Consider the following 17,916-nt stretch of genomic DNA (forward strand, 5'->3'; position numbering starts at 1 on the left):
ATGCGCCACTTGCTAATATATGTGATTGATATCACAGTTATTGCTGTTGAAGGGGGAGGCGCTACCTGTTGCTTGTCTTTCATTTGAAATATATTAGCGGATAAATTTCCAAACTGAGGGAGGGATCTTGTCGTACAGTTTATTCATCGTCAATTCAGCAAGACGATGGTCAGCTGCTGAGTAAAATACCGTCAGTTCATTATCGGGAAGTTCATATTTGTTTTTTTCAATTACGCGTTCCAGCGTATCAATTGTCTGACAGCGTCGTAAACGCATCAAATAGTCTATTTTGGTTAATGTTTTATCAGACATAAATTCACCTTTTGATTGTAATAATACTAACAAGAAAGACTTGCCGGGTTTTCCCGACTGGCGTTCACGAAGCAACGAAATAACCGGTTGCCTGATTTGCGCCATTTCTGTAGATCTGTTGTGTTAATGCCGTAGTTGCTGAACAGCACGAAAGTGTCATCCAGGTATTCGTCAAGCTGAGTAATCAGTTTATTATCCTCAGCATACTTAATTTTATAATTAAGTGCGAATGCGGCAATGTGCTCGATCAATTCATTTAGTTGAAGATTGACAGCCGAAGTCGGGTCATTAACCCAGCCATGGTTGCTCTCATCAAGGTTTGCAAGACAGTCATGATACAGGGTTTCGCAGAGAAATTTAAGCTGCGCAATATCATGTCTTTTTGGCGAGTATTCGTCCATAAAACATCCCCTTTTAAGTGGTTTAAACGACGACTAACAGCACCGTTGTGGGATGAACACGACTAACAGACCTGACACATACAATGTAATCTTGCTGTTTTAACTATAATCCACTCTCAAAAAGATTTCACCGTGCTATTACGAAAAATTACAATTATCACGGTTAATTTATCTTAAACACTGTGCGCTTTATTATATAGCAACATTAGTTTCAACGGAAAAAATGAAAGCAAACCTTATATTTCATCGGGTTAGCTGAGCATTTTTGTGGTTGTTGTCGGACAACCATACACAATGTCAGTGATTGAGAATATTCTTAGTTAGGTCGGAGTGACAAATCAGTGGATGAAAAAAACAGAGATATATGGCAGAACTCATCATTAAATATTATATAACAGGCTACAAAATAAACAATGACAATGAGTGCGCTTAATATAGATAGAAAAGGAAAGGGCCGCAAATGCGGCCCTTAGAGGGGAGATTAGTGATGCTCAACCGTATGGCTGTGCTCAATATCTTCATTTCTCTTGCTAAAACGGCGGCGAACCACCACGAAGAATACTGGTACAAAGAAAATAGCCAGAACCGTCGCGGTCACCATCCCGCCCATTACGCCAGTACCTACGGCGTTCTGCGCGCCGGAGCCTGCCCCAGAGCTAATAACCAGCGGCATTACCCCCAGGATAAATGCCAGTGAGGTCATCAGGATCGGACGTAGACGCATACGTACTGCTTCGAGCGTCGCTTCAATCAGGCCTTTACCTTCTTTATCCATTAGGTCTTTGGCGAATTCAACGATAAGAATCGCGTTCTTCGCCGACAGACCAATGGTTGTTAGCAGACCAACCTGGAAGTAGACGTCATTAGTCAGCCCGCGGAAAGTTGCCGCCAGCAGTGCACCAACAACCCCGAGCGGAACGACCAGCATGACCGAGAACGGAATTGACCAGCTCTCATACAATGCCGCCAGGCACAAGAATACGACAATCAGCGAGATCGCGTAGAGCGCAGGTGCCTGGTTGCCGGACAACCGTTCCTGATAGGACATACCGGTCCAGTCGTAGCCAATACCAGAAGGCAGTTTGCCCGCCAGCTCCTCCATCAGGTTCATTGCTTCACCGGTACTCTTACCAGGCGTTGCTTGACCGAGGATTTCCATTGATGGCAGACCGTTATAGCGTTCCAGACGCGGAGATCCATATTCCCAGCGTGAAGTGGAGAAGGCGGAGAACGGCACCATCTGTCCATCGCTACCGCGCACGTACCAGTTGCCAATATCTTCTGGCAGCATACGGTATTTGGCTTCGGACATGATATAGACTTTCTTGACGCGACCACGGTCGATAAAGTCGTTGACATAGCTACCACCCCAGGCCGAACCCAGTGTGGTGTTGATATCGCTAATCGAAACGCCGAGAGCCTGCGCTTTTTCCTGATCGATATCGACCTTAAACTGCGGTGTATCTTCCAGGCCGTTTGGACGAACGCCACTTAATACGTCAGGATGCTGCGCAATCATGCCAAAGAGCTGGTTACGTGCCTGAGTGAGTTTTTCGTGACCCAATCCAGCCTGATCGATCAGCTGGAAGTCAAAGCCGGTAGCGGTACCCAGTTCGACAATAGCTGGCAGGTTAAAGGCGAAGACCATTGCGTCTTTAATTTGCGAGAAGTAGCCCATTGCTCGACCTGTAATCGCCTCAACCTTGTTCTCGTCGCCTGGACGCTGACTCCAGTCTTTCAGAGAAACGAACGCGATACCGGTGTTTTGTCCGCGACCCGCGAAACCAAAGCCGTTAACGGCGAATACTGATTCAACGTTGTCTTTCTCTTTGGTGAGATAGTAGTCGGTCATCTCATCCAGAACTTTTTGCGTACGCTCCTGAGTTGCCCCGGCAGGTAGCTGCGCCATGCTGAGGAACACGCCCTGATCTTCGTCTGGCAGGAAGGAACTTGGCAGACGCACGAACAGCCAGGCCATTCCCACTACGATGATCAGATACAGCACCAGATAACGACCGGTACTGCGCAGAATGTTGCCTACGCTATCGGTGTAGTGATGCGTGCTCTTATCAAACATGCGGTTAAACCAGCCAAAGAAGCCGGTGGTTGCACCATGGCTGCCTTTCGCGACGGGTTTAAGCATCGTGGCGCAAAGCGCCGGGGTCAGGATCAGCGCTACCAGTACCGACAGCGCCATGGCCGAAACGATAGTGATAGAGAACTGACGATAAATCGCACCGGTAGAGCCGCCGAAGAAGGCCATCGGGATAAATACTGCCGAAAGCACCATCGCGATGCCCACCAGTGCGCCTTGAATCTGGCCCATTGATTTACGCGTTGCCTCCTTCGGCGGTAGCCCTTCCTCAGCCATAACACGCTCGACGTTTTCCACCACCACGATGGCGTCATCCACGAGTAGACCGATGGCGAGCACCATACCAAACATAGTGAGGGTGTTTATCGAGAAGCCAAACGCAGCAAGTATCGCAAAGGTCCCCAGCAATACAACCGGTACCGCGATCGTCGGAATCAGCGTCGCGCGGAAGTTCTGCAGGAACAGGTACATGACCAGGAACACCAACAGGATCGCTTCAACCAGCGTTTTCACCACTTCGTTAATAGATATTTTAACGAATGGAGTGGTGTCATATGGGTAAACGATTTTCAGTCCTGAAGGGAAGAACGGCTCCATCTTCACCAGCTCAGCACGAATGGCGTTAGCGGTATCCAGGGCGTTCGCACCAGTCGCCAGTTTAATCCCCAGACCGGAAGCCGGCTGGCCGTTAAACTTTGCGATGACATCGTAGTTCTCACCACCCAATTCAATCCTCGCGACATCGCGCAGACGAACCTGGGAACCATCCTGGTTGACCTTCAACAGAATGTTGCCGAACTCTTCAGTATTAGTCAGACGAGTCTGCGCCACGATGGAGGCATTCAACTGCTGGCCTTTCACCGGTGGCGTACCGCCTAACTGACCTGCCGCAACCTGGGCGTTCTGCGCTTTCAGGGCGCTAATCACGTCAACCGGCGTTAGCTGGAAGTTGTTCAGTTTGTTTGGATCCATCCAGATACGCATGGCGTATTGTGAGCCAAATAGCTGCACGTCACCTACGCCGCTGGTACGGCTAATGGCATCCTTCATGTTGGCAGCAACATAGTCAGAAATGTCATCCTGATTCATGGTGCCGTTGGTATTGATAACGCCGACAACCATCAGGAAGCTGCTGGATGCCTTTTCAACGCTAATACCCTGTTGCTGTACTTCTTGCGGCAACAACGGTGTTGCAAGTGCCAGCTTGTTCTGTACCTGAACCTGAGCGATATCCGGATCGGTACCGGATTCAAAGGTGAGGGTGATTGTCGCCGTACCAGTGGAGTCGCCATTTGATGACATGTACATCAGGTGATCGATACCGTTCATGTTCTGTTCGATAACCTGAGTTACGGTGTTCTGCACGGTTTCTGCATCAGCACCGGGGTACATGGCTGTGATGGAAATTGCCGGAGGCGCAATCGTTGGATATTGCGCTATCGGCAATTTGAGGATCGAAAGTCCCCCAGCCAGCATGATAATAATGGCGATCACCCATGCAAATATGGGGCGATCGATAAAGAAATTAGGCATGTCTTAACGGCTCCTGTTTAAGTTAAGACTTGGGTTGTTCTGACTGAGCATTGCCAGCGGCTTGCTGTTTATCGTCAGAAACGACTTCCTGCGCTTTTACCTGTACGCCTGGTTTGATTTTTTGCAGACCAGTGATGATCACGCGATCGCCCGTTTTCAAACCTTCGGTGACCAGCCATTTGTCGCCAATTGCCTGAGTGGCGGTAATCTGACGGACTTCGACTTTATCGCCTTCGCCAACAACCATGGCGCTCGCATCACCGCGTGGCGTACGAGTTACGCCCTGCTGAGGAACCAGCATAGCATCAGGGTTTACACCTTCTTCCAGACGTGCACGGACGAACATTCCAGGTAGCAGAGTGTGATCCGGGTTGGGGAAGATAGCGCGCAGCGTGATAGAGCCGGTAGTCTGGTCAACGGTGACGTCGGAAAACTCCAGCGTACCGCCCTGCGGGTAGGTAAGGCCGTCGTTAGTGACCAGCTCAACCTTCGCTTTACCGTTTTCCTGCTGCAGTTTGCCGTTGGCTAACTCTTGTTTTAAACGCAGAAAATCATTGCTTGATTGAGTCACGTCGACATAAATAGGATCAAGCTGCTGCACGGTAGCCAGCGCAGTGGTTTGGCCGTTTTGCACCAGGGCGCCTTCGGTTACAGCGGATTTACCAATGCGACCGCTGATAGGAGAGGTGACTTTGGTGTATGCCAGATTGATGCGTGCAGTTTCTACAGCAGCTTTGGCGGCGACCACTGCAGCATTACTCTGCTGAGCGGCTGCAACGGCAGTATCGTAATCCTGTTGGCTAATGTATTTAGTGCCTAGCAGTTTCTGATAACGTTTTACCGTCAACTGGTCCATATTTGCCGCAGCTTGCGCTTTTGCTAAATCACCTTTTGCGCTTTCATAGGTGGCCTGATAGGTCGCGGGATCAATTTGATAAAGAGACACGCCAGCCTGAATATCGCTGCCTTCAGTGAAGTTACGTTTCAGAATAATGCCACTGACCTGAGGGCGAACTTCCGCAACGCGATAAGCGCTGGTGCGACCTGGCAGTTCAGTTGTGATTTGTAGCGGAGCGGATTTGAGCGTCACAATACCGACTTCCGGCATTTGTTGGGCCCCTTGCTGAGCCGGTTTGTCGTCACATCCTGTTAGCGCTAAGCTGCCTGAGAGCATCAGAACGACCGCCAGAGGCGTTAACCCTCTGTTTTTGTTCATATGTAAACCTCGAGTGTCCAATTTCAAATTGTTCAGTGGCTCAATCGACCACAAACCCACTGCTGTGTTTCTATTATGGTCATGCTATGGTACATACATTCACAAATGTATGTAAACGTAACCTCTGTAAACTCATCGACCTATGGCACGAAAAACCAAACAACAGGCGCTTGAGACCCGGCAACAGATTCTGGATGTTGCTCTGCGTTTGTTTTCGCAGCAAGGCGTATCATCCACCTCGTTGGCCGCAATTGCAAAAGCCGCTGGCGTGACAAGGGGCGCTATCTACTGGCATTTCAAAAATAAATCAGATTTATTTAATGAAATATGGGTACTTTCAGAAGCCAGTATTAGTGACCTCGAAGTTGAGTATCGGGCAAAATTCCCTAACGATCCACTGTCAGTCGTTCGCGAGATCTTAGTGTATATCCTTGAAGCCACTGTGACAGAAAAACGCAGGCGGTTGATGATGGAAATCATCTTCCATAAATGTGAATTCGTTGGTGAAATGGTAACGCTTCAACAGGCTCAGCGAAGTATGTGCCTGGAGAGCTACGATCGCATCGAACAAACATTAAAGGAATGTATTGCGGCAAAGATGTTGCCTGCCAATTTGCTCACCCGGAGAGCGGCAATACTGATGCGCAGCTATCTTTCGGGCCTGATGGAAAACTGGCTATTGGCGCCGAACGCCTTCGATCTGCAAAAAGATGCGCGAGAGTACGTCGCGACGCTGCTCGAAATGTATCAATTCTGCCCTTCTCTACGAGCTCCAGAAGGAGTCGAAGCTTAAGCGCGTCAGCAGAGAAATAGCCAATATTTCCTGCTTTTCGCCGCTATTCGCGCGATGTCATAAGTGCTATCCTTCGCGCTGCGACGATCCCCGGTATTCTCCGGCTTTTGCAACCACTCATGTTAACACTATGCTGCATACTATCCGTTGGCGAAATGCCATATCCGCTTTTATTTTTACCCTGATTTTTTTCGTCGGCTGTATCAGCGTCAACCAGGCGCTAGCGGCTGATTTACCTGAACGTGCCGAAGTCCAAAGTCAACTCAACACGCTGAATAAGCAAAAAGATCTGACCCCGCAGGATAAGCTGGTTCAGCAGGACCTGACTCAGACACTGGAAACTCTCGATAAAATTGAACGCATAAAGTCGGAAACGGCCCAACTGCGTCAGCAGGTCGCTCAGGCCCCTGCTAAAATGAATCAGGCCATCGATAGCCTGAATGCATTGAGCGATGCTACTGATGATGAGGCGACGCGAAAAACGTTGAGCTCCTTGTCACTGCGTCAGCTGGAATCGCGCGTTTCTCAGACGCTGGACGATCTACAAAATGCACAGAACGATCTGGCAACTTATAACAGCCAGTTAGTCTCCCTGCAGACGCAGCCGGAGCGCGTGCAAAATGCGATGTATTCAGCTTCTCAGCAGCTCCAGCAAATCCGTAATCGTCTGAATGGCACTTCGACAGGCGAGGAAGCGTTGCGCCCCACTCAGCAGAATTTGCTGCTGGTACAGCAGGCTTTACTGAACGCGCAGATCGATCAGCAGCGCAAAAGTCTGGAAGGCAACACGGTGCTGCAGGATACCCTGCAAAAGCAGCGTGATTATGTTACCGCCAATAGTAACCGTTTACAGCATCAGCTTCAGTTATTGCAAGAAGCTGTCAACACTAAGCGCTTAACGCTCACTGAGAAGACTGCTCAGGAGGCGGTTTCTCCAGATGAAGCAGCAAAGATTCAGACTAACCCGCTGGTGAAACAAGAGCTGGATATTAACCATCAGCTTAGTGAAAAACTTATTTCAGCAACGGAAAACGGCAATCAGCTGGTCCAGCGTAATATCAAGGTAAAGACCTGGCTCGATCGCGCTTTACAGTCTGAACGCGATATTAAAGAGCAGATCTCGGTGCTGAAAGGCAGCCTGTTACTGTCGCGCATTCTTTACCAGCAACAACAGACGCTGCCCTCGGCGGATGAACTGAGCGATATGACTAACCGCATCGCTGACCTGCGCCTTGAGCAGTTTGAGGTTAACCAGCAGCGAGACGCGTTGTTCCAGAGTGATGCTTACGTTGCGAAACTGGAAGAAGGGCATAGCAGCGATGTTAACCCCGAAGTGCATGATGCCTTGCTGGAGCTGATTGATATGCGCCGGGAGCTGCTCGATCAGTTTAATAAACAGCTTGGCAATCAGTTGATGATGGCGATTAACCTGCAAATCAACCAGCAGCAGTTAATGAGCGTCTCGACCAACCTCAAAGCCATCCTGACGCAGCAGATTTTCTGGGTCAACAGTAACCGTCCGATGGATTGGGAATGGATTAAAGCCTTCCCGGAAGCGCTGCAAGGTCAGTTTAAGGCGATGAAAATCACCGTAAACTGGGAAAAGGCCTGGCCTGCGGTATTTATTGCATTTCTCGCCGGTTTGCCGCTATTGCTGATTGCCGGGCTGATTCGCTGGCGTCTGAAATGGCTTAAAGCGTATCAGGCGAAGCTGGCATCGCAGGTCGGACAACTACGCAATGACACTCAGCTTCATACGCCGAAAGCGATTCTCATCGATCTGATTCGAGCGCTGCCAGTGGTGTTGTTGATTCTGGCCATTGGCCTGATTCTGCTAACGATGCAGCTGAATATCAGCGATTTGCTGTGGGCCTATAGCAAAAAGCTGGCGATATTCTGGCTGGTATTTGGCCTGTGCTGGAAGGTGCTGGAAAAAGACGGCGTGGCGGTGAGCCACTTCAATATGCCATCACAGTTGACCAGCCACTGGCGGCGGCAAATTGTGCGCGTCAGCCTTGCGCTACTGCCACTGAATTTCTGGTCGGTGATGTCGGAACTGTCGCCGCTGCATCTGATGGACGATGTGCTGGGGCAGTTCGTTATTTTCCTCAACCTGCTGCTGATTGCGGTTCTCGTCTGGCCAATATTTCGTGAAAGCTGGCGAGATAAAGAGTCCCACGGTCTGCGTCTAATCACCGTGACCGTACTGTCGATTGTGCCGATTGCGCTGATGATTTTGACGGCAACGGGCTACTTCTACACCACGCTGCGTCTTGCGGGTCGCTGGATTGAAACCGTTTATCTGGTGATGTTGTGGAATCTACTGTACCAGACTGTGCTGCGTGGTTTGAGCGTAGCTGCCCGACGCATCGCCTGGCGTCGGGCGCTGGCGCGCCGTCAGCACCTGGTTAAAGAAGGGGCCGAAGGCGCTGAGCCACAGGAGGAACCGACGATAGCACTGGAGCAGGTTAACCAGCAGACGTTGCGTATTACGATGTTGGTAATGATCGCGCTGTTCGGCGTACTGTTCTGGGCTATTTGGTCGGATCTGATCACCGTTTTTGCTTATCTCGACAGTATTACGCTTTGGCACTACAACGGTACAGAGGCCGGGGTCAGTGTCATAAAAAGCGTCACCATGGGCAGCTTGCTGTTTGCGATTGTGGCGTCCATGGTGGCCTGGGCGTTAATTCGCAACCTACCAGGGCTACTGGAAGTCCTGGTGCTCTCACGGTTGAATATGCGTCAGGGGGCGTCATATGCGATTACCACGATCCTGAACTACGCCATTATTGTTATTGGCGCGATGACAGTCTTTGGTTCGCTGGGCGTTTCGTGGGATAAGCTGCAGTGGTTGGCAGCAGCGCTGTCGGTTGGTTTAGGCTTCGGCCTGCAGGAAATTTTCGGTAACTTTGTCTCCGGTCTGATTATCTTGTTCGAACGCCCAGTACGTATTGGCGATACGGTGACCATCGGTACGTTCTCCGGCACCGTCAGTAAGATCCGCATCCGCGCCACGACGATCACTGACTTTGACCGCAAAGAAGTGATTATCCCGAATAAAGCCTTCGTTACGGAGCGTTTGATTAACTGGTCGCTTTCCGACACCGTGACCCGCGTCGTCATCCGCTTGGGCGTGGCCTATGGTTCCGACCTGGATAAGGTGAAAGAAGTTCTGCTACAGGCTGCGCACGAGCATCCTAAAGTGATGCAAGAGCCCGCGCCGTCGGTCTTCTTTACCACCTTTGGTGCCAGTACGCTCGATCACGAACTGCGCCTGTACGTGCGCGAACTGCGCGATCGTAGCTACGCGGTAGATGAATTAAACCGCGCTATCGATCGCTTGTGTCGGGAGAATGATATCAATATCGCCTTTAACCAACTGGAAGTTCATTTACGTAATGAGAAGGGCGATGAAATCACTGAGGTGAAGCGTGATGCAAATGGGGGCGATGCGGCTCCGGCGATAGGTTAAGGTTACTGGGGCGGCAAGCATGCCGCCCCTCTTAGTTTTATGGGGCGAGAGAGGAGAGTTCTTCCTGACTCAGTCCGGTCATTTCCATTATCATCCCGGCATCCAGCCCGCTGGCGAGCATTTTCAGGGCAATGCTGCGCGAGATTTCTTGACGGCCTTCCAGTAAACCTTTTTTACGACCTTCCTCTTCCCGCCATTCGGCAATCGTCATCAGTGGCTCCTTATGCCTGGGCGACTGTTTCGCCAGCTCGCGAATGAGAGGCTCGGGCTTTTCCGTGGTTCCCGCCTGCAGGATATAGCTGACCTCTGGCACCTTCAACGATCCGGTAATAGACTACTTTTGCGTGTTTTGCGTGTTTTGCGTGTTTTGCGTGTTTTAAGAGGCTTCTTCCGCACTTTTTACTTTGTTTTCATAATCATGACGAATAATCTCCAACGCAGCTAGCACGGTTTGCGCTGGGACCTTATTCTCTTCAAGCAACATAATTAAATCGACCGCTAGCTTGACCTCGTCTGATGCGTTTTCCAGCGACATATTTCTTCCTCCACTTAGCGGGTTAAACGTGCCAGTACGTATTCGATTTTCTCCAGCGCGTCACGACAGCGGGCCAGACGTCCGGCATAGGCGTCCACTTCTTTTGCCAACCGCTGCTGTTCATCAAAGGTTGTGGCTTGCACGAGCTGACGCTGGCGATCGTTTCTCATCGCCAGCAACCTGCGTTCGTATTCCTGATGCTGCAGACGTCGGCGCTGCCAGCGGTTTAGAGTGGGCGAAGCGCTATCCCAGTTGCGTAGCGACCAGGTTGCCGTTTCCCGGCTGATAGCGGCGATCTGGGCAACGAGACGTTCCGCCAACCAGGTGACCTGCGGCAGTTGCTGGCGTTCGACTGCCTGCTGTAGCTCGGTGAAGCATTCGTTGGCTTCATCCAGATAAGCCTGCATTTGCGTGCTGCGGGTGCGGAACAGTTGGCGATCGAAGCGTGGGCTGAGCGTCGCGTGATCCGCCAGTGGCGCAACTTGCGTTGCCAGCGCTGCCAGTTGATTTTCCAGCGAGTGTAAAAGCCGGGCCGTTTTCAAATAACTCCTCCCTACCCAGATAAACAACTGTGCTACATTAGCGTTATCTTTTTGATAACGATTCGCATTATGCCACGTATTATTTTAATCATCATTGGCTGGCTGGCGGTAGCATTAGGAACGCTGGGCGTGTTTTTACCCTTATTGCCGACGACGCCGTTTATCCTGCTTGCGGCCTGGTGTTTTGCCCGCTCGTCGCCGCGCTTTCACCACTGGCTGCTGTACCGTTCGTGGTTTGGTGGCTACCTGCGCCATTGGCAGAAATACCGCGCTATGCCGCCTGGAGCTAAACCTCGGGCGGTGGTGATGATTTTGCTGACCTTTGCCATTTCCCTGTGGCTGGTTAATCTTACGTGGGTGCGCATCCTGCTGCTGGTGATTCTCACCTGTCTGCTGATATTTATGTGGCGCATTCCGGTGGTTGATGCAAAGCAACAAAAGCACTGATGCGCAATAATGATGGTTGCAATTGTCGCTGACAGACAGTAAATTCTGGCGTTTTCGAGCGCGGGTACGACTGGTCAAAGGTTAAACAAATGTTTCTTTGGCCCGTTTGTCATGCCCGTGAGTAACACCGTTTTAATCAGGCATAAACTTATGACCGCAACTGCACAGCAGCTTGAATATCTGAAGAACAGCATCCAAAGCATCCAGGACTACCCGAAGCCTGGTATCCTTTTCCGTGATGTCACCAGTTTGCTGGAAGACCCAAAAGCCTACGCGCTTAGCATTGAACTGCTGGCAGAGCGCTACAAAGACGCGGGTATTACCAAAGTGGTGGGCACCGAAGCGCGTGGTTTCCTGTTTGGCGCACCGGTTGCGCTGGCGCTGGGCGTTGGCTTTGTTCCAGTGCGCAAGCCGCGTAAGTTGCCGCGTGAAACCATCGCGGAGAGCTACGAGCTCGAATACGGTACCGATCAGCTGGAAATCCATGTTGATGCCATTAAAGAAGGCGACAAGGTACTGGTGGTTGACGACCTGCTGGCGACCGGCGGCACCATCGATGCGACCGTGAAGCTGATCCGTCGTTTGGGCGGTGAAGTACATGATGCAGCCTTTATTATCAATCTGTTTGATCTGGGCGGCGAACAGCGCCTGGAGAAGTTGGGAATCAACAGCTATAGCCTGGTTCCCTTCCCGGGCCACTAAGCATTTCCCGACACATAGCCTCGCTGATTGGGCGGGGCTGTGATAGCATGGCCCCCTCGTGATTTCACCTTCCAGCGTTTCAGAGCCAGCCCATGAGTTATCAGGTCTTAGCCCGTAAATGGCGCCCACAAACCTTTGCTGACGTCGTCGGCCAGGAACATGTGCTGACCGCACTGGCGAACGGCTTATCGTTAGGGCGCATTCATCACGCATATCTCTTTTCCGGTACCCGCGGGGTGGGTAAAACCTCCATCGCTCGCTTATTGGCGAAAGGGTTAAACTGTGAAACCGGCGTTACTGCCACGCCTTGTGGCGTCTGCGATAACTGCCGAGAAATAGAGCAAGGGCGTTTTGTCGATCTGATCGAGATCGATGCCGCCTCGCGCACCAAAGTCGAAGATACCCGCGATTTGCTGGATAACGTCCAGTACGCACCGGCCCGTGGTCGCTTCAAGGTCTATCTGATCGATGAAGTCCACATGCTGTCGCGCCACAGCTTCAACGCGTTACTAAAAACGCTAGAGGAGCCGCCTGCGCACGTTAAATTCCTGCTGGCGACGACCGATCCGCAAAAGCTGCCGGTCACTATTCTTTCCCGCTGCCTGCAGTTTCATCTCAAGGCGCTGGATGTTGAACAGATCCGTCATCAGTTAGAGCATATTCTCGGTGAAGAACAGATTGCTTTTGAGCCTCGGGCGCTACAACTGCTCGCGCGCGCGGCTGACGGAAGCCTGCGCGATGCGTTGAGCCTGACCGATCAGGCTATCGCCAGCGGCGATGGCCACCTGACCGCAGAATCTGTCAGCACCATGCTTGGCACTCTTGATGACGATCAGGCGCTCTCGTTGATTGAAGCGCTGGTGGCTGCCGATGGCGAACGCGTGATGGCGGGCGTCAATGAGGCGGCTGCTCGTGGTGTCGAGTGGGAAGCCCTGTTGGTCGAGATGCAAAGTTTGCTGCACCGTATTGCAATGGTCCAGCTCTCGCCGTCGGCGCTCGGCGCGGATATGGCGGCGATAGAGCTGCGTATGCGCGAGCTGGCGCGGACCGTGCCGCCAACCGATGTTCAGCTGTACTATCAAACGTTGTTGATTGGCCGCAAAGAGCTACCGTACGCGCCGGACAGACGGATGGGTGTTGAAATGACGCTTCTGCGGGCGCTGGCATTCCACCCGCGCATGCCGTTGCCGGAACCGGAAGCCCCTCCGGCGCAAACGGTCCCAGCCGCACCTGTACAGCAGTCCGTCCCGGTATCTGCTCCACCGCCGCCGCAGAATTTGCCGCAGACCACCAGCCAGGTGCTGGCGGCCCGCAGTCAGCTGCAGCGTAGCCAGGGAGCACCCAACCCAAAAAAGAGTGAACCGGCAGCCGCTTCCCGCGCGCGGCCGGTGAATAACGCTGCGCTGGAACGACTGAGTTCGATTAGCGAGCGCGTACAGGCGCGTCCGGCAGTTGCCGCTCTGGAGCAAGCTCCGGCGAAAAAAGAAGCTTACCGTTGGAAATCGACGATGATTGTTGAAACGGTAAAAGAAGAAGTTGCAACGCCGAAAGCGCTGAAAAAAGCACTGGAGCATGAAAAAACGCCAGAACTGGCGGCTAAGCTGGCCATCGAAGCGGTCGAGCGGGATAGCTGGGCGGCGGAAGTTAGCCAGCTCGCGGTACCGAAGCTGGTGGAGCAGGTGGCTCTCAACGCATGGAAAGAGCAGGAGGGTAACCGTGTCTGCCTGCACTTACGGCCGAGCCAGCGCCATCTGAACTCGGCGGGCGCGCAGCAAAAGCTGGCGGAAGCGCTGGGTATTTTGTACGGTACGCCGGTTGAATTGACCATCGTGGAAGATGATAATCCCGCGATGCGCACGCCGCTTGAATGGCGGCAGGCAATTTATGAAGAAAAGCTCACGCAGGCGCGTGAAGCGATTATTGCGGATAACAACATCCAGACGCTGCGTCGGTTCTTTGATGCGGACCTGGATGAAGAAAGTATTCGCCCCATTTGATTGCAAGTTAAACTTGCGATCATCATCCTTAACGACGACTTACTGAGAGAGAAGCCTATGTTTGGTGGAAAAGGCGGTCTGGGTAACCTGATGAAGCAGGCCCAGCAGATGCAAGAAAAAATGCAGCAGATGCAGGAAGAAGTGGCCAGGCTGGAAGTGACCGGTGAATCCGGTGCAGGTCTGGTAAAAGTGACCATCAACGGCGCGCACAACTGCCGTCGCGTTGAAATTGACCCAAGCCTGCTGGAAGACGACAAAGACATGCTGGAAGATCTGGTGGCTGCTGCATTCAACGATGCCGCTCGCCGCATTGAAGAGACCCAGAAAGAAAAAATGGCTTCTGTCTCTTCCGGTATGCAACTGCCGCCAGGCTTTAAGATGCCGTTCTGATGCAAACCAGTCCGCTGTTAACTCAGCTGATGGAAGCGCTGCGCTGCCTGCCGGGTGTTGGCCCGAAGTCGGCGCAGCGTATGGCGTTTACCCTGCTGCAGCGTGACCGCAGCGGCGGGATGCGCCTTGCGCAGGCACTGACGCGCGCGATGTCGGAAATCGGCCATTGCGCCGATTGCCGCACCTTCACCGAGCAGGAAGTGTGCAATATTTGCAGCAACCCGCGACGTAAAGAAAACGGCCAGATCTGCGTTGTAGAGAGCCCGGCGGATATCTACGCCATCGAGCAGACCGGGCAATTTTCCGGTCGTTATTTCGTATTGATGGGCCACCTGTCGCCGCTCGATGGTATCGGGCCGGATGATATCGGGCTCGATCGTCTGGAACAGCGTCTGCGTGACGAATCGATGCAGGAAGTGATCCTCGCCACCAACCCTACGGTTGAAGGCGAGGCCACTGCGAATTATATCGCCGAGCTTTGCGCGCAGTATGACGTAGACGCGAGCCGTATTGCCCATGGCGTACCGGTTGGCGGCGAGCTGGAAATGGTTGACGGCACTACGCTGTCCCACTCTCTCGCCGGGCGCCATAAGATTCGTTTTTAATCAAACGGAGGCGCTTTTCAGGGCCTCCGCTTGAAAATTTCCCTCTCTGTCCCCATCTCACACTCAACGGTTTTTTTACCATTAACAATGGCATTGTTGAGGTTGATTTAGATGAAAGGACAAGAAACTCGTGGTTTTCAGTCAGAAGTAAAACAGCTTCTGCACCTGATGATCCATTCTCTTTATTCCAATAAAGAAATTTTCCTGCGTGAACTGATTTCCAACGCCTCCGATGCGGCCGATAAGCTGCGCTTTCGCGCGCTGTCCCAGCCGGATCTGTATGAAGGCGACGGCGAGCTGCGCGTGCGCGTTTCATTTGATAAAGACAACCGCACCCTGACCATCGCCGATAACGGAATCGGTATGAACCGTGATGAAGTTATCGATCACCTGGGGACGATTGCGAAATCCGGAACCAAATCATTCCTTGAATCAATGGGCTCCGATCAGGCGAAAGACAGTCAGCTGATCGGCCAGTTCGGCGTAGGCTTCTATTCGGCGTTTATTGTCGCTGACAAAGTCACCGTGCGTACCCGCGCGGCGGGCGATAGCGCCGAAAACGGCGTATTCTGGGAATCTGCTGGTGAAGGCGATTATACGGTTGCCGACATCACTAAAGCCGATCGCGGAACGGAGATCACGCTGCACCTGCGCGAAGGTGAGGACGATTTCCTCAACGACTGGCGCGTGCGTTCGATCATCAGCAAATACTCTGATCACATTGCGCTGCCGGTTGAGATTGAAAAGCAGGAAGAGGTTGACGGTGAAACCGTTATCTCCTGGGAGAAAATTAACAAAGCTCAGGCGCTGTGGACCCGCAATAAGTCGGAAATTAAAGACGACGAATACAACGAATTCTATAAGCACATTGCTCATGACTACAGCGATCCGTTGACCTGGAGCCACAACCGCGTAGAAGGTAAGCAGGAGTACACCAGCCTGCTGTATATCCCGTCGCAGGCGCCCTGGGATATGTGGAATCGCGATCACAAACACGGTTTGAAGCTGTATGTGCAGCGCGTCTTCATTATGGATGACGCCGAGCAGTTTATGCCGAATTACCTGCGCTTTGTGCGCGGCCTTGTGGATTCCAGCGATCTGCCGCTGAACGTATCGCGTGAAATTCTCCAGGATAGCAGCGTAACCCGCAACCTGCGCACGGCGTTGAGTAAGCGCGCTCTGCAAATGCTGGAAAAACTGGCGAAAGACGACGCGGAAAAATATCAGACCTTCTGGCAGCAGTTTGGCCTGGCGCTGAAAGAAGGCCCGGCGGAAGACAACGCCAACCTGCAGACTATCGCCAAACTGCTGCGCTTCGCCAGCACGCATACCGATTCCGCTGCGCAGACCGTGTCGCTGGAAGAGTACGTATCGCGCATGAAAGAAGGGCAGGAGAAGATTTATTACATCACTGCTGACAGCTACGCCGCTGCGAAGAGCAGCCCGCATCTGGAACTGCTGCGTAAGAAAGGCATCGAAGTTCTGCTGCTTTCCGATCGCATCGACGAGTGGATGATGAGCTATCTGACCGAGTTCGACGGTAAACCGTTCCAGTCGGTCGCGAAAGCTGATGAGTCGCTGGATAAGCTGACGGATGAAGTGGATGAAACCACCAAAGAAGCCGAGAAGGCACTGGAGCCGTTCGTTGAGCGAGCGAAAACGCTGCTGGGCGATCGAGTGAAAGAAGTCCGTCTGACCCATCGTCTGACCGATACACCCGCTATCGTTACGACTGATGCAGATGAAATGAGTACCCAGATGGCGAAACTGTTTGCCGCTGCGGGCCAGGCTGCGCCGGAAGTGAAATATATCTTTGAACTAAACCCGGTCCACCCGCTGGTGAAACGCGCGGCGGACACTCAGGACGATGCTCAGTTCGGCGAGTGGGTTGAGCTGCTTCTCGATCAGGCACTGCTGGCTGAGCGCGGGACGCTGGAAGATCCTAACCAGTTTATCCGCCGTATGAACCAGCTGCTGGCGTCGTAATCTTTACCTTCACCCTGACCCTCACCCTTCGGGGTGAGGGCCTCCAGGCGCACTCTACGTAAAATATCTCACCATTAACCGTTTCAGCCGCCCCGCCTTCCTTGAGCCATCCGCGTTCTGGTGGTATGGTTTAGCGCTTTTTGAAGAATTGAATCAACTTTTGAGGGGATTTTCGTAATGCGTATTATTCTGCTTGGCGCTCCGGGCGCGGGTAAAGGAACTCAGGCTCAGTTCATCATGGAGAAATACGGTATTCCGCAAATCTCCACCGGCGACATGCTGCGTGCCGCGGTGAAATCTGGCTCCGAGCTGGGCAAACAAGCAAAAGACATCATGGATGCCGGTAAGCTGGTGACCGACGAACTGGTTATCGCCCTGGTCAAAGAGCGTATTACTCAGGAAGATTGCCGTAACGGCTTCCTGTTGGATGGCTTCCCGCGCACTATTCCGCAGGCTGACGCGATGAAAGAAGCAGGCATCGCCGTTGATTACGTTCTGGAATTTGACGTTCCCGACGAACTGATCGTTGACCGTATTATCGGTCGCCGCGTCCACGCCGCCTCCGGCCGCGTTTACCACATTAAATTTAATCCGCCGAAAGTTGAAGGCAAAGACGACGTGACCGGCGAAGAGCTGACCACCCGTAAAGACGATCAGGAAGAGACCGTGCGTAAGCGTCTGGTTGAGTATCATCAGATGACGGCTCCGCTGATCGGCTACTATCAGAAAGAAGCCGAAGCGGGCAACACCCAATACGCGAAAGTCGACGGCACCAAAGCGGTGGCTGACGTTCGCGTAGAACTGGAAAAAATCCTCGGTTAATCCAGCCCGTTCTCATCCTGCAACTGTGGGATGAGAATTCCTCTCATATTACCTTTTTCTATGAT

Annotated in this window: 15 protein-coding genes, 1 pseudogene and 1 other annotated feature; of the genes and pseudogenes, 9 read left to right on the top strand and 7 right to left on the bottom strand. The window is 52.4% G+C overall.

Features of this window, described 5'->3' with window-relative positions:
- Nucleotides 1-93 precede the first annotated feature (93 nt).
- From QVF11_RS02645 to acrA, 4 genes are all read right to left on the bottom strand, one after another.
- Nucleotides 94-312, bottom strand: coding sequence for an HHA domain-containing protein (locus QVF11_RS02645; protein WP_110273703.1), 219 nt, complete (start codon nt 310-312; stop codon nt 94-96).
- Between the two features lie 26 nt (nt 313-338).
- On the bottom strand, nt 339-713 hold the full coding sequence (gene tomB / locus QVF11_RS02650; protein ID WP_112214173.1) for an Hha toxicity modulator TomB: 375 nt from the start codon (nt 711-713) through the stop codon (nt 339-341).
- Between the two features lie 481 nt (nt 714-1,194).
- Nucleotides 1,195-4,341 (bottom strand): multidrug efflux RND transporter permease subunit AcrB, encoded by a 3,147-nt coding sequence (gene acrB, locus QVF11_RS02655; protein WP_287855158.1) that lies wholly within the window; start codon nt 4,339-4,341, stop codon nt 1,195-1,197.
- A 22-nt stretch (nt 4,342-4,363) separates the two neighbouring features.
- The gene (gene acrA, locus QVF11_RS02660; RefSeq protein WP_112214175.1) at nt 4,364-5,557 is read right to left on the bottom strand and encodes a multidrug efflux RND transporter periplasmic adaptor subunit AcrA; all 1,194 of its coding nucleotides are present in this window, start codon (nt 5,555-5,557) and stop codon (nt 4,364-4,366) included.
- Between the two features lie 142 nt (nt 5,558-5,699).
- On the opposite strand from acrA, the gene acrR reads away from it, so the two are divergent.
- Entirely contained in the window at nt 5,700-6,350 is a 651-nt protein-coding gene (acrR, locus tag QVF11_RS02665; RefSeq protein ID WP_112214176.1) for a multidrug efflux transporter transcriptional repressor AcrR, read from the top strand.
- 130 nt (nt 6,351-6,480) lie between these two features.
- Entirely contained in the window at nt 6,481-9,825 is a 3,345-nt protein-coding gene (gene mscK, locus QVF11_RS02670; protein ID WP_287855159.1) for a mechanosensitive channel MscK, read from the top strand.
- Between the two features lie 37 nt (nt 9,826-9,862).
- Here mscK and QVF11_RS02675 read toward each other — a convergent pair.
- The 3 genes and pseudogenes from QVF11_RS02675 to priC all read right to left on the bottom strand — a co-directional run.
- Nucleotides 9,863-10,123 (bottom strand): annotated as a pseudogene (locus tag QVF11_RS02675) (Rpn family recombination-promoting nuclease/putative transposase); the annotation flags it as partial.
- A gap of 78 nt (nt 10,124-10,201) precedes the next feature.
- Entirely contained in the window at nt 10,202-10,360 is a 159-nt protein-coding gene (rsmS, locus tag QVF11_RS02680; protein ID WP_287855160.1) for a pleiotropic regulatory protein RsmS, read from the bottom strand.
- A 14-nt stretch (nt 10,361-10,374) separates the two neighbouring features.
- Nucleotides 10,375-10,902 (bottom strand): primosomal replication protein N'', encoded by a 528-nt coding sequence (priC, locus tag QVF11_RS02685; protein ID WP_142512168.1) that lies wholly within the window; start codon nt 10,900-10,902, stop codon nt 10,375-10,377.
- Between the two features lie 69 nt (nt 10,903-10,971).
- Between priC and QVF11_RS02690 the strand changes: the two genes are divergently transcribed.
- From QVF11_RS02690 to adk, 7 genes are all read left to right on the top strand, one after another.
- Nucleotides 10,972-11,349 carry a DUF454 family protein gene (locus tag QVF11_RS02690; RefSeq protein ID WP_110273695.1) on the top strand — a complete coding sequence of 126 codons (378 nt, stop codon included), beginning with the start codon at nt 10,972-10,974 and terminating at the stop codon, nt 11,347-11,349.
- A gap of 150 nt (nt 11,350-11,499) precedes the next feature.
- A complete protein-coding gene (gene apt / locus QVF11_RS02695; RefSeq protein ID WP_110273694.1) occupies nt 11,500-12,051 on the top strand; it encodes an adenine phosphoribosyltransferase in 552 nt (183 codons plus the stop codon).
- Nucleotides 12,052-12,143: 92 nt separating this feature from the next.
- Nucleotides 12,144-14,048, top strand: coding sequence for a DNA polymerase III subunit gamma/tau (gene dnaX / locus QVF11_RS02700; protein ID WP_112214180.1), 1,905 nt, complete (start codon nt 12,144-12,146; stop codon nt 14,046-14,048).
- Nucleotides 13,381-13,445 (top strand) — a sequence feature (DnaX frameshifting element). (Overlaps the previous gene by 65 nt.)
- 57 nt (nt 14,049-14,105) lie before the next feature.
- Nucleotides 14,106-14,438 (top strand): YbaB/EbfC family nucleoid-associated protein, encoded by a 333-nt coding sequence (locus tag QVF11_RS02705; protein WP_287855161.1) that lies wholly within the window; start codon nt 14,106-14,108, stop codon nt 14,436-14,438.
- Nucleotides 14,438-15,043, top strand: coding sequence for a recombination mediator RecR (recR, locus tag QVF11_RS02710; protein WP_287855162.1), 606 nt, complete (start codon nt 14,438-14,440; stop codon nt 15,041-15,043). The genes QVF11_RS02705 and recR overlap by 1 nt, the downstream gene beginning before the upstream one ends.
- A gap of 111 nt (nt 15,044-15,154) precedes the next feature.
- A complete protein-coding gene (gene htpG / locus QVF11_RS02715) occupies nt 15,155-17,029 on the top strand; it encodes a molecular chaperone HtpG (protein ID WP_112214181.1) in 1,875 nt (624 codons plus the stop codon).
- A 177-nt stretch (nt 17,030-17,206) separates the two neighbouring features.
- Nucleotides 17,207-17,851, top strand: coding sequence for an adenylate kinase (gene adk, locus QVF11_RS02720; protein WP_009653605.1), 645 nt, complete (start codon nt 17,207-17,209; stop codon nt 17,849-17,851).
- Nucleotides 17,852-17,916: the final 65 nt, after the last annotated feature.

Origin of the sequence: Klebsiella sp. (assembly GCF_027492335.1) — a bacterium.
GTDB classification, from domain to species: Bacteria; Pseudomonadota; Gammaproteobacteria; order Enterobacterales; family Enterobacteriaceae; genus Klebsiella; species Klebsiella huaxiensis.